The organism is Polynucleobacter yangtzensis (assembly GCF_027924165.1).
Lineage (GTDB): Bacteria > Pseudomonadota > Gammaproteobacteria > Burkholderiales > Burkholderiaceae > Polynucleobacter > Polynucleobacter yangtzensis.
In genome coordinates this window covers 506,391-519,018 of the sequence record NZ_AP026973.1, presented here as the reverse complement: position 1 = coordinate 519,018, position 12,628 = coordinate 506,391, and the positions used below count along the sequence as shown (strand labels likewise).

11 protein-coding genes are annotated in these 12,628 nt (G+C 45.4%); 6 read left to right on the top strand and 5 right to left on the bottom strand.

Translation table 11 applies throughout. The features are described from left to right. Nucleotides 1-18: 18 nt before the first annotated feature. Both QMF28_RS02780 and accB read right to left on the bottom strand, forming a co-directional pair. The gene (locus QMF28_RS02780; protein WP_281743142.1) at nt 19-1,476 is read right to left on the bottom strand and encodes a pyruvate carboxylase subunit B; all 1,458 of its coding nucleotides are present in this window, start codon (nt 1,474-1,476) and stop codon (nt 19-21) included. Beyond that, a complete protein-coding gene (gene accB, locus QMF28_RS02775) occupies nt 1,476-2,042 on the bottom strand; it encodes an acetyl-CoA carboxylase biotin carboxyl carrier protein (RefSeq protein WP_281743141.1) in 567 nt (188 codons plus the stop codon). Before accB ends, QMF28_RS02780 begins: the two co-directional genes overlap by 1 nt. 113 nt (nt 2,043-2,155) lie before the next feature. Between accB and QMF28_RS02770 the strand changes: the two genes are divergently transcribed. From QMF28_RS02770 to QMF28_RS02755, 4 genes are read left to right on the top strand one after another with little or no spacing between them, the layout of a single operon-like run. Further along, on the top strand, nt 2,156-2,968 hold the full coding sequence (locus QMF28_RS02770; RefSeq protein ID WP_281743139.1) for an IclR family transcriptional regulator: 813 nt from the start codon (nt 2,156-2,158) through the stop codon (nt 2,966-2,968). Between the two features lie 15 nt (nt 2,969-2,983). Beyond that, nucleotides 2,984-3,814, top strand: coding sequence for a 3-oxoadipate:acetyl-CoA acetyltransferase (locus QMF28_RS02765; RefSeq protein ID WP_281743137.1), 831 nt, complete (start codon nt 2,984-2,986; stop codon nt 3,812-3,814). Nucleotides 3,815-3,819: 5 nt separating this feature from the next. Continuing rightward, nucleotides 3,820-5,421: a GMC family oxidoreductase gene (locus QMF28_RS02760; RefSeq protein ID WP_281743135.1), complete on the top strand. Its 1,602-nt coding sequence runs from the start codon at nt 3,820-3,822 to the stop codon at nt 5,419-5,421. 5 nt (nt 5,422-5,426) lie between these two features. Then, a complete protein-coding gene (locus QMF28_RS02755; RefSeq protein WP_068322415.1) occupies nt 5,427-6,698 on the top strand; it encodes a SulP family inorganic anion transporter in 1,272 nt (423 codons plus the stop codon). 4 nt (nt 6,699-6,702) lie between these two features. Here the strand turns inward: QMF28_RS02755 and QMF28_RS02750 are convergent, their stop codons facing one another. Genes QMF28_RS02750 through QMF28_RS02740 form a run of 3 tightly spaced genes read right to left on the bottom strand, consistent with a single transcriptional unit; the run spans nt 6,703 to nt 10,686 of the window. Further along, on the bottom strand, nt 6,703-8,238 hold the full coding sequence (locus QMF28_RS02750) for a class I adenylate-forming enzyme family protein (protein WP_281743133.1): 1,536 nt from the start codon (nt 8,236-8,238) through the stop codon (nt 6,703-6,705). A gap of 4 nt (nt 8,239-8,242) precedes the next feature. After that, nucleotides 8,243-9,652 (bottom strand): acylating sulfoacetaldehyde dehydrogenase, encoded by a 1,410-nt coding sequence (gene sauS / locus QMF28_RS02745; protein ID WP_281743132.1) that lies wholly within the window; start codon nt 9,650-9,652, stop codon nt 8,243-8,245. A gap of 47 nt (nt 9,653-9,699) precedes the next feature. Continuing rightward, nucleotides 9,700-10,686 carry a tripartite tricarboxylate transporter substrate binding protein gene (locus QMF28_RS02740; RefSeq protein ID WP_345739971.1) on the bottom strand — a complete coding sequence of 329 codons (987 nt, stop codon included), beginning with the start codon at nt 10,684-10,686 and terminating at the stop codon, nt 9,700-9,702. Between the two features lie 191 nt (nt 10,687-10,877). Here QMF28_RS02740 and QMF28_RS02735 point away from each other — a divergent pair, with 191 nt between their 5' ends. Together QMF28_RS02735 and QMF28_RS02730 are read left to right on the top strand one after the other, a co-directional pair. Continuing rightward, nucleotides 10,878-11,678, top strand: coding sequence for an IclR family transcriptional regulator (locus tag QMF28_RS02735; RefSeq protein ID WP_281743131.1), 801 nt, complete (start codon nt 10,878-10,880; stop codon nt 11,676-11,678). Nucleotides 11,679-11,717: 39 nt separating this feature from the next. Continuing rightward, nucleotides 11,718-12,626 carry a bifunctional enoyl-CoA hydratase/phosphate acetyltransferase gene (locus tag QMF28_RS02730; protein WP_281743129.1) on the top strand — a complete coding sequence of 303 codons (909 nt, stop codon included), beginning with the start codon at nt 11,718-11,720 and terminating at the stop codon, nt 12,624-12,626. Nucleotides 12,627-12,628: the final 2 nt, after the last annotated feature.

Below are 12,628 nucleotides of genomic sequence, written 5' to 3'. Positions count from 1 at the left end.
AAAGCAAAGGCCAAAAAACTAACTGCTGAAGCTTAACTCTATACCACCTAACTTAGTTCTAATTTTTCTATATTCTTTTTTCATAACTAAATACTTCACCAACTCAGTAAATGGCTGTAAAGCAGGCCCCTGCTTCAATGCCTCTTGGGCACCATCCCTTAATCCCATGGCAAGATGCTCGGGATAGAAGGCATGAAGACTCAACTGCTCCTTGTTAATTGAGCGACCCCATTTTTTCCTTAAGCCAGGTAACGCAGGCTCAATTAATTCACCAGGCCTGCGCGTGGCGTCGTAATCTACATTTGCGCGACCCATCACCAGGGCGCTAGGCTTACCAGCTAATCTTCCATAGTGACCCTTGAGATATAGCTTTATCTCATCCGGGATTGTTTTATAGCGTTCGCCCTGCATCACATTTAGAACCGCTTGAGTAACAATGTATTGAGCAAATGGGCTCACTAAAATGGGATAACCCAAATCTTCACGGACCCTAGCCGTCTCCTCCAGAATCTCTGCCTCCCTGTTTGAGATACCCATCGTAGCTAATTGAGCGCGTAGATTAGAGATCATTCCACCGGGGATTTGATGCTCATATAGAGCTGGGTCATAGGTCGCCTTCTCTCCACGAGCAAAATTGTCTCGAGCGCAAATCCAATCAAAGTATTCATCCACCTTCTCTAAGGCCGAATGATTCATCTTGGGAGCTCGACCGAGTTTTTGAGCGCTAGCATACACATCCAACACCGAAGGGAGGGAAGCGCCATTTGCCAGGCAATCAGTTGCCACATAGCCGTAAGCAAATCCAGCCTTAATAGCTTCCTCATATACCAATGGCGCTAAACCAGATTGGCAATGCGAATGTAATTTAATGGGGATGCCTGCAGCTGCAGAAACTACAGCAGGGAAAAGAGTGGCGGCTCGCTCTGGGGTAAGCAGGCCAGTTGGATCTTTTACAGAAATAAAGTCAGCACCTAACTTCACCAACTCGCGTGTACGGGCAATAAAGTAAGCATCGTCATGCACAGGACTTAAAGCATAAGTCAACATGGCATTAATTAGCATGCCGTGTTTCTTGCCTGCTTTTACAGAAGATTCGATATTGCGGTTATCGTTCAGAGCATCATAAACAGTCAACACTCTGACACCGGATTGAGCCAACAGCTCAACATTGAGCTCCACAACATCGTCTGGAAATAATTCAAATGTATAAATACTTTGACCACGCGTTAATGCATCTGTTGGAGTACTGAGTTGCTCACTTAAAAACGCCATGCGCTTCCAGGGATCTTCGCGCAAGAAACGCACCATCACATCAAATACTGCGCCACCCAAAATGTTGATATAACCATAGCCAGCTTGGTCTATATCAGCTAGAGCCGGATACATATGGGGTGTAGTCATGCGAGTAGACCAAAGGCACTGATGCGCATCGCGCAGAGTGACATCAATCATTTCGAATGGTTTTTTAGTTGCCATTAAGTAAGCTCAATCACCATGAGTGGTTGTCCAACCTCAATCGTTGCACCATCTTCCACCAAGATGCGAGATACCTTACCGGTACATTCAGCGGGAATGGTATTGAGTAACTTCATGACCTCGACGATGCATACATCTGTGGTTGGTGAAACGCTATCGCCCACTTCTACGAATGGGGCAGAGCTTGGGCTTGGTCTACGATAAAAAGTACCGATCATCGGGCTTGTAATAGCCCTCTCGGATGGCGAAAGATTTAAGGAGGATGAAGGAGTAGTGGGAGCGGCAACATTAACAGCTGTAGGCGTGGCCACTTGCGGTACAACATAAGCGCTTGGTGCTGACGCGATTTGCGGCCCTACTGAAATCTCAATCTCAAATTCCTCTGTCTTATAGCCGAAGGTAGTGAATGTGCCCGCATCTTTAATGAGGGCAACAATTTCCTTCACCTGCTTCATCGTGAACTCAGGTGGCAACTTAACCTTCGTTGCAGCTTTTTTGACTGGAACTTTTTTAGAAGGCTTTGTCTTTGCTTTCGCTTTTGAGGTGACTTTCTTTTTTGTTTGCACTGTCTCGTATTTTTAGTTAATATTTTCTCTAATGAAATTTAAAGTATCATCAGATGAAATGCTTTAAGGGTAAACACTTAAAAACGCAAATATCTTCAAAAAATCCTCAATAAATGCCACAAAAGCTCTCCCGCATCACCCCTCCAGCCGAAATATTGGAAGAATCTGCCAAATCCAGCATGGCGGAAAAGGTATTGCTCATTCTGGAAACCATTGCCCAATCTGAATTCCCCCTCACTCTCGAGACCATCTCTACAGGAACTGGCTTAGCCAAACCTACGGCATTTAGATTACTGAATACATTGGTCGCCCAAGGTTTTATTGAGCGCGATCCCAATGGCAGACGTTTTCAGCCAAGCGCAAAACTCAGAATCATGGGGATGAATATTCTTTCTGTGGACTCCATTCGGTCACAACGCGTAGCGGTAATGAAACGTCTTGTTGAAGAAATTGGTGAAACCTGCAACTTCAATATCTTAGATGGCAATAAGGTGATGTATCTCGACCGCGTCGAGACAAGCGCACCTATTCGTCTTCACGTAGACCTCGGCATGCGTGTACCCCTGCATTGCACCGCGAGTGGAAAATTATTTCTCTCAGGCATGACTGAGTTGCAGGTTCGACGATCGTTAGGTAATGAGCCTTTCGAAACCTACACGCCAAGCACAATAACCACTTACGATAAATTATTTGTTGAACTTGAAAAAATTCGCAATGATGGCTATGCCCTTGATGAATCGGCCTTCCTAGAGGGATTTATTGGCATTGCCGTGCCCGTTATCAATTCAAAATATAAAACTTTTGCCACGATTACAGCTCATGGCCCAGCGCCACGCATGCAAGAAAAATCGATTGATTTTTATGTCAAACCTTTAAAGCGTGCAGCAAATGATATTCAAAGCAGCTTATCTGATACCAGCAATTAATTTCTTGGAAATAATATGACCACTCCCGTAATCATCACAGTAGCAATGACAGGCGCAATACCCCGCAAAAAAGACTGCCCAGGTTTGCCAGTGACTACTAGCGAACAGATTGAAGAAACACATAAAGCGTTTGAAGCTGGAGCATCCCTTGCACATATTCATGTACGCAATGCAGATGAAACTCCTAGCTCAGACCCTGATTTATATGCGACTGTTCAAGAGGGCATACAGAAATATTGTCCGGGAATGATTATTCAGTTTTCTACTGGCGGTCGCGGTCGGGATCAAGCAGCTCGCGGTGGAATGTTGTTCCATCGACCTGATATGGCCTCGCTCGCAACAGGTTCCGTGAATTTCCCTAATGGAATTTATGAAAATCCTCCTGAGTTTGTGGACGGCCTTGCAAGCGAGATGCTGAAGTATGAGATCAAGCCAGAAATCGAGATTTTTGATCTTGCCATGCTCTATAACGCAGCAAATTTGATTGAGCGTGGACTCCTCAAAGCACCAGCACATGTGCAATTTGTCATGGGAATTCCTAACGCCATGCCGGCACGACGCTCGATTCTAGAATTTCTCATTTCAGAATTAAAGGCAGTGATGCCGGATGCGACTTGGACTGCAGCTGGTATTGCGCGCCATCAATTACCAGTTAATGAATGGACACTTGAATTAGGCGGTCATGTCAGAACTGGTCTTGAAGACAATACGCGCTTTGATAAAACTCGAGCCGCTAAAGACAATGCAGAGCTCGTTGCACGTCTTGCTCAGATGGCGCCTACTTACAACCGAACAGTAGCAACCCCGGCGCAAGCTCGTGAAATTTTGGGATTAAGAAAGCATTAATTAATATGTCCAATACATCTTTTGATTACATTGTTATAGGTGGTGGCTCATCTGGTTGTGTCTTGGCTAGTCGCCTCTCTGAGGATTCCAAGAATTCTGTTTGCCTGATTGAGGCAGGCCCCAAAGATCGCTCTCCCTGGATTCATTTGCCAATTGGATATGCAAAGACAATGTGGGATCCAAAGCTGAACTGGAAATTTCAGACCGAGCCTGATCCTGGCGTAAATAATCGACAGATTTATTGGCCAAGAGGTAAGACGCTAGGCGGCTCCAGCTCAATTAATGGCCTCATATTTATTCGCGGACAGAAAGAAGATTACGACACTTGGCGCGACCTAGGGAATCCTGGCTGGGGCTGGGATGACGTACTACCTTACTTTAAAAAGGCAGAAGGAAATGATCGCTTAAGCGAGCCACTCCATTCGCAAAAAGGCCCTTTGAAGGCATCGTCTATTCCAAAGAAACATCCATTGGTTGAAGCATTTAAAAAGACTGCTAATGCTTTAGGGGTGCCTGAGACAGATGATTTCAATAACTTAACGCAAGAGGGGGTTGGCTACTACCAACTCACCACTCACAAAGGTTTTCGCTGCAGTACTGCAGTTGCTTATTTAAAACCCGCCAAGCATCGCAAGAATCTAGAAATCCTGACAGATAGTCAGGCTTGCAGGGTTATTTTTGAGAATAAAAAAGCCGTGGGCATTGAAATATTCCGTAACGGTAAAAAAAGCATAGTGCGCGCTAATAAAGAAGTCATTCTGAGTGCGGGTGCAATTCAGAGTCCGCAAATTTTACAACTCTCAGGGGTTGGCCCAGCCAAACTGTTACAAGAATTCAATATCCCCGTGGTACAGGATTTACCAGGGGTTGGCGAAAATCTACAAGACCATCTACAGCACCGCCTGATTTATGAATTAAATCAACCCATCTCGACTAATGACCAACTCTCTTCATGGTTTGGACAACTCAAGATGGGTTTAGATTGGTTATTCTTTCGCGGCGGACCACTTTCAATCGGCATTAATCAAGGCGGCCTCTTTACACGCGTGATGAAAGACTCCAAAACACCTGATATCCAGTTTCACTTAGCAACACTTTCTGCAGAGATGGCCGGTGGCAAGGTTCACCCTTTCTCCGGATTCACCATGTCGGTATGCCAACTCAGACCAGAATCAAGAGGTCATGTCCGCATTCAATCAGCAGATCCCCTTGTACCTCCCAAGATGTTTGCCAATTATATGTCGACATCATATGACCGCGATATCAGCATTGCCGCCGTTAAATACGCCAGGAAAATCGCGCAAACTGAACCACTTCGCTCTCTGATTACTCGAGAGGTAAAACCGAATAACCCGCAATCCGATGAAGAAATTTTAGAGTTTTGCCGCAATAATGGCGCAACGATTTTTCATCCAACCGGTACCTGTCAAATGGGTCCAGATACTGATCCGATGGCAGTGCTAGATTCTTCGCTAAGAGTAAGGGGCATACAAAGCCTTAGAGTTGTTGATTGTTCGGCGATGCCAACCTTACCTTCGGGCAATACCAACTGGCCTGCGGTAATGCTTGCAGAGAGAGCCGCTGATTTAATCTTGGGTCGCATTTAATCTCAATGCGCTGGCAATTACCTTTTAGTAAGTGGCTTCCTGAATATCGAACGCCAGGAACAATACGCGCAGATATTTTTGCCGGGCTTACTGGAGCCATTGTTGTTATGCCTCAGGGTATTGCTTTTGCATTATTAGCAGGCATGCCGCCTCACTATGGCCTATATGCAGCCATGATCCCCTGTCTGATTGCAGCGCTATTTGGCTCAAGCCGCTTAATGGTTACAGGTCCAGCCAACGCCATTTCTCTCACAACGATGGCACTGATTTCCCCGCTCGCGCTTCCAGAGTCGGATCAATATGTTGGTTATGTTTTAACACTGAGCTTTTTAGTGGGTGCATTACAACTCGTCTTAGGATTGGCTAAAGCTGGTAAATGGGTAGAAAAGATTCCACACTCCGTCATTGTCGGCTTCACTGTTGGCGCAGCAATTCTGATTATCAATAGCCAGCTGGGTACTCTTCTTGGTATTAATATCCCAAGGGGAAAAGGTGTTCCAGAAACAATCAGTGCCGTAACCTCCGCACTGATGAATAATCAATGGCAAATGGCAGCCCCAGCAGTAGTACTCTTCACCTTAATTGCCATTCGACTCTGGAAGCCACTGAATCGCTTTCTACCTGCCATGCTGGTAGCTGTTGTACTTGGAAGCATTGCAGCGGCTTTAATTGAATCACTACTACCTGGCGTGGTTACCTTCAAAAAAGTTCAAGAAATACCAGGTGCATTCCCGCCAATCTCTAACCCAGACTTAAGCGGTGAAACTTTGCAAAAGTTGTTTAGCGCAGCTCTCATCATGACACTGCTGGCATCGACCGAAGCAATGGCTATTGCTCGTGCGATTGCATTAAAAACGAAAGATCAGTTCAATGCAAATCAAGAATTCATTGGGCAAGGATTGGCCAATGTGTGCGGATCATTTTTCTCCGCCTATCCTGCTAGCGGCTCATTCAATCGCACTGGCGTAAACCTTGCCTCCGGAGCAAAAACACCTCTCTCAGCGATTTGCGCTGCAGTTTTTCTTTTTATCCTGCTTGCCTTTGTCTCGCCACTAGCAAAACATATCCCCTACGTAGTTATTGCATCGCTATTACTGGTGGTGGCCTGGAACTTAATTGATATAAAGCAGATCCGTCATGAATTTCACATGGGGATAAAAGAATGGATTCCCATGTTAATTACCGGTATTGGCACCATTACTATTCCGCTAGAGTGGGCAATACTTGCCGGAATCATCAGTTCAATAATGATCAGACGCTTGACTACAAAGACTTAAATAATTAGTGGGCTTTTTGCAGATCTAACAGCTTTAAGCGCTGCACTTTGCCAGATGGCCCACGCGGCAGATCTTCCATGAAAAGAATGATTTTGGGCGTTCTAAATTTACCCAACTCTTTTATGCAAAATGTGCGCATTTCGTCTTCAGTACATTTTGCATCTGGCTTGAGAACAATACAGACCATAATTTCTTGCCCGTAGTTGCTATCAGGAATGCCGACTGCGGCGGCATCCAATACTGCGGGATGCTTTAAGACTGCCTCATCGATTTCACGAGGGGCAATATTTTCACCACCCTTGATGATCAACTCTTTCAAGCGCCCAGTGATGAAATAAAAACCATCATCATCACGCATACCCAGATCGCCGGTCTTCAGCCAACCCTCGCTATCAAAGGCTTTAGCCGTCTCTGCCTCTGCTTTGTAATAAGCATTGAGCACATTTCCACCACGTAGACAAATTTCACCCACGGCATTATTACCAAGCAGGTTGCCATCGGGATCAATAACCTTAGCCTCAACGCCACAAGGCTGGCCAGGACTTCCGTAGCGTCTGCTTTCGTCATGGGGATTACAAAAGACCATTGAGGCCGACTCTGTCATGCCCATTCCCTCGATGACAGTGATTCCAAAGAGGGCCTCAAATTCACGATGATGCTCGGGCGGCAGAGGAGCAGAAGCAGATCGACCAAATCGAATCGACTTCAAGTCCTCGCGACTTGGTAATGCACCACCACTCTTAGCGGCATTAATCAAATACGCAATGATAGTTGGCACCATATTGATCCAAGTGCAGCGATACTGAATCGCTAAACTCCACCAATTTGAAACAGAAAAAGCATGCGGAGCTACTACAGATCCACCTGATACAAATGGTGTGATTGTTGAGATGACCTGTCCGTTAATGTGGTAAATCGGCAGTGAGCTCAACACAACATCTGACTGAGTTAATGAGTGCCACGCAGCCATAGAGCGCGCAGCATGCAATAAATTAGCGTGAGTAAGCAAGACTCCCTTAGGCGTTCCGGTTGTACCGGAGGTATACATCAAGAGAGCTGGTTGTGTAGACTCAACCGATGGCAATATTCCAGGTGCGCATTGCATAAAGGAGCCTTCTGCCGCATCTGGATCAAGCTCAATGACCTTGAATTTTCTTTTAGTCTTCTCAAGAGCTAAAAATAATCCTTGCTTCTTATCGGGTGAATAAAACAGCACCTCAATATCGCTGTGATCTAACACCCAAGCTAATTGATCGGTGGGTGCCAATAGATTTAAAGGGGTAATCACTCTCCCACAGGCCATGGTTGCCAAAAAAACTGTACTGGTTTGGCGCCCATTTTGCATAAAGAGACCTACATGGCCCTTTTCACTAATACTCTCCTGCTCCAACCAAGTTGCAAAGTGACGCGCTTCCTTGGCGAGCTGCCCATAAGTCAGGGCGGCGTTAATTTCAGGAGCAAATAGAAATGATTTTTCAGGCTGAACCTTCTCCCAATACGAAAGCACCTCACCCAAACTCTTGCATGAAGCAGTCATCATCGAATTACGCCTGAGGATAGCGACTGAAATACTCTTTCAGTAAATCTTCAACCTTGGGAACATGCTCAGGGATAGGTCTCACTACCCTCGTAATATTGAGGTAGTGGCGATAGTTCATGTTCTCTGAGAAATTATTCTTACCCCATGTTCCGCAACCCATAGATAAAGAAAACGGTAAACCATTCTCAAAACTACCACCAGTAGCAATCGCATGCGCCTGATTAACAATGATTCTGGCAACAGGTAATTGTTGTGCAAGAGCGGCAGCCCGAGACTCTAAAGTCTCACCACTTTGTGCAGTATGCAAGCCAACAGAATGCCCCGCTCCTTGATAAGCATATACATTGGAGATTAACTCTTTGGCAGCTTCAAAATCTGTGGCCTTCCACACAGTCAAGACGGGGCTTAATTTTTCACCGGAAAAAGGAACTGAAGGTCCAAAGCCCTGCTCTTCAACCATAAAGAATTTGGCTGACTTTGCTTTTGGATTTTGCAGTTGTGCACGCACAGCAATCACCGCTGGATTCTGAGCAGTCAATGTTGAAGTAAGTTTGCCATTTTGAAACATGACAGCTTCCAGTCGCTTCTTATCAGCGGTATCTAACATCAAGCCGCCAGCTGCTTCAAGTGCATTAATTGCCTTGTCATAAACCTGAGAGCAAATCACTACACCATTCTCACTAGAACAACTGGTAGCGTTATCAAATGTTTTGGATTGCAGTATTTTATTAGCTGCACCAGCAAGATCAGCATGCTCATCAATAATGACCAGCACATTGCCAGCTCCAACACCAAAGGCAGGAGTGCCACAGGTATATGCAGCACGAATATTTGCCTGTGATCCAGTTGCCACAACCAAGTCAGCCAAGCGCATTAATTCGTTGGTTGAATCTTTGGTGATCGGGAATGGCAGCATCTGCACTAAATCTCTAGGCGCTTTTACCAAATCCAATTGTTGATGCACGAACTCGAGTAAACGAGCACATGTCGAATAGCCTTTTGGCGATGGTGCTACCACTACTGCATTGCGGCACTTCAAAGCATTTAAGATTTTATTAATGGGGGTGGCGCCAGGATTTGTTGACGGCGTAATAGCAGCAACCACCCCAACAGGGCGTGCATATTCTGTCAGACCTGTCTTTAAGTCCTCGGAAATAATGCCAACTGTTTTTGCATAACTTAAGTCGCGCACTAAGCCCAAAGTTTTTCTGAAATTCTTTTTGAACTTATCAGCTACATCCCCTAAGCCAGTATCTTGAACGGCAAGCTCTGCCAACTCTTGATTTCGTTTTGGCTCAAGAATCGCCCAGGCTACAGCCTCAACTACTAAGTTCACTTCAGCTTGCGTGTAGCCCTCATATATCTTCTGGGCTACGCGTCCACGTTCAATAATTGCTTCAACAGGCGTCATCATTAATATTCTTATCTTTTTTATTTACTGTACATCTTTAAGGTGAGCTCTTACTCAGCTTTAATTGCAGCATCCTTAGTTACTTTTTTCCACTTAACCAATTCAGTTTTAACAATTGCCCCCAATTGAGCGGGCGTACTACCAACTGCCTCGGCGCCTTGTGCAAGCAACTTTTCTTTTACTGCTGGCTCAGCCAACACCTTAACCGTAGCCTTGTATAGAGCATCGATAATAGGCTGTGGAGTTTTAGCAGGAACAAACATGGCGTACCAAGAATCCACTTCGTAATCTTTGAAACCTAACTCAGCCATAGTTGGTACGTCCGGGAAAACTGGTGAGCGCTTTACGGTAGATACCGCTAAAGCACGTAGCTTTCCAGCCTTAACGTAGTTGGCTGCAGCAGGAATTGAAACCCAAAGCAGCGGCACTTGGCCAGCCAACACATCAGTAATCGCAGGGCCACCTCCACGGTATGGGATATGCATCATTGAAACACCGGCAGAGCCCGCCATCATGGCGCCGGCTAAGTGGCCAGGCGAACCATTACCCACTGAGGCATATGAAACTGCATCTGGTTTTGCCTTCGCCATATCAATCACTTCTTTGACAGACTTAGCTGGGAAATCTGGATTAGCAACCAAGATTTGCGGTAATGAAGCTACTAAAGAAACTGGCAAAAAATCTTTTTCAGTATCAAAAGCAAGCTTTGGATAAATTGCCGGATTGATAGTGTGTGATGAAAGCGTAAATAAAACGGTATAGCCATCAGATGGAGCCTTAGCTGCAATATCGGTACCAATCGAACCGCCAGCGCCGCCACGGTTATCAATAATGACTTGTTGACCAAGCGCTTGGCTTAATGGCTCTTGCACGATACGCGCAATCACATCGGTACCACCGCCCGGTGGGTAAGGAACTATGAATTTAATTGGCTTAGTTGGCCAAGCCTGCGCTTGAGCAAACTGCGCCCAGCCAAGAGAGCCCATCAAAGCGAGAATTGTTGACAGTACAGCGGCTAATAGATTGCTTCTACGCATGACCAATCTCCTATTTAGTACTACTTTGAGGCTTATCTTAGCCCTTATTTACTGTTTTAGTAAGCATAAATGATCTTATTCAACGGAACAAGTTGTTTCGTATAAGTAAAAATACTAACATTTTCCCTAGAATTTACAACCTTGTTCTATTAGAATGAACAAAATGACACATTTCATGAGATTTAGCGCCCATGCTTGAATTAGACACCATAGAACAACCTGATACCGCCAAAAGAGATAGTTCCAGCGAGAACTCATCCATGCTTAAAGGCGTAGTGATCTTGGAGGCTTTGGCAGCATTGCAGCAGCCCGCCACCCTAGCCCAACTTATGCAAATTACCGGAATGCCAAAGGCGTCCCTACATAGAACTTTAGCCATTTTTGAAGAGGCAGGTTTGGTGGCAAGAGAGCCGGGCGGAAGAACCTATGCCCCTGGTGAGCGACTTTCTCATCTAGCAATGTCCACGATGACACACGATAGTGTTTCAGCTATTCGCCATACTATCCTACGTGGCTTAGTCGCTGATCTAGGTGAGACCTGTAACCTTGCTGTACTTAGGCGCGGCGAGCTGTTTTATCTGGATCGAGTTGAAGCTGACTGGGCTTTACGCCTTCACCTACCGCCCGGTACAGTGCTGCCCCCACATTGCAGTGCCAGCGGTAAATTACTTCTCGCTTACAAACCCGTAGATGAGCGCACCAAGATTTTAGAAAGTCTTCCGTTACAGCAATTCACTCATAGAACTATTACTGATCCCTATCTATTGGAATCAGAGATGGAAAGAATCGTGAGCACTGGCTATGCAGTAGATAACGAAGAATATGTATTGGGAGTTTCTTGCGTGGCAGTGCCCGTCAAAGACTCGCTAGGCGAGGTAGTAGCAGCGATTGCCGTTCATGCAGCAACAGCAAGACTCCCTCTAAATCAAGCGATGGAACATATTCCTAAGCTAAAAGAAGCGTCTGAGCGCATCTCTCAAACTCTTTCCTAATTAGCACAGCATCAAAGCCACCTCGGGACAAATCTAAACGTGAAATATCCACTCTTAGAAAAAATGATTGAGGAGGCTAAGAGCGATCTACCTCTTGGGGTGGTCTACCCCCTCAGCGCTCCAGCACTAGAAACTGTTTTCGACCTCATTAAAAGACAGTTATGCACTCCGATTTTGATAGGCCCTAAAAAAGAAATTGAAGAGCTTGCGGCAATCGAGGAACTTTGTTTAGACGGCATACAGATTGTCGACACACCTAAGGATCCTATCTTGGCAACCAAGAAAGCCGTTGAGATGGTGAAAGAAGGCAAGCTAGCAGTTTTAATGAAGGGATCTTTGCACACCGAAGACCTCATGGGGCCGATTGTGCATCGAGATGGATTGCGCACTGATAAACGCGTCAGTCATCTCTTCTTATTTGAACTTGCGCGCTACCATAAACTACTTGGCGTTACTGATGCAGTTGTGAATATTGCACCAAATGCTCAACTCAAAAGAGAAATCCTAGCCAACAGCTTGGATGCCTTAAAGAGATTAAGTATTAGCAACGTCAAAGTAGCAATCATTGCTGCTACTGAGGTGATTAACCCTGCAATGCCTTCCACCACAGATGCAAAAGAGATTGTTGATGAACATATTGCTCATCCAATTTTTCCAGATACGATTATCGAAGGTCCTTTTGGATTTGATAATGCGATTTCCGCACAGTCAGCCAGAACAAAAGGGATTTACTCAAAGGTGGCGGGCGATCCCGATCTGCTATTAATGCCTGATTTGCAAGTCGGCAATATTCTTTACAAGTCCTTTGTCTATATGGCGGGTGCTGAATGTGCAGGCACCATTCTGGGCGCACAAGTTCCAATCACTCTGACTTCCAGATCTGATTCTGTTTTTTCTAGAGTGGCATCTACAGCGATGGCCATTCTACTTGCCAAAAACCCTCAATAATT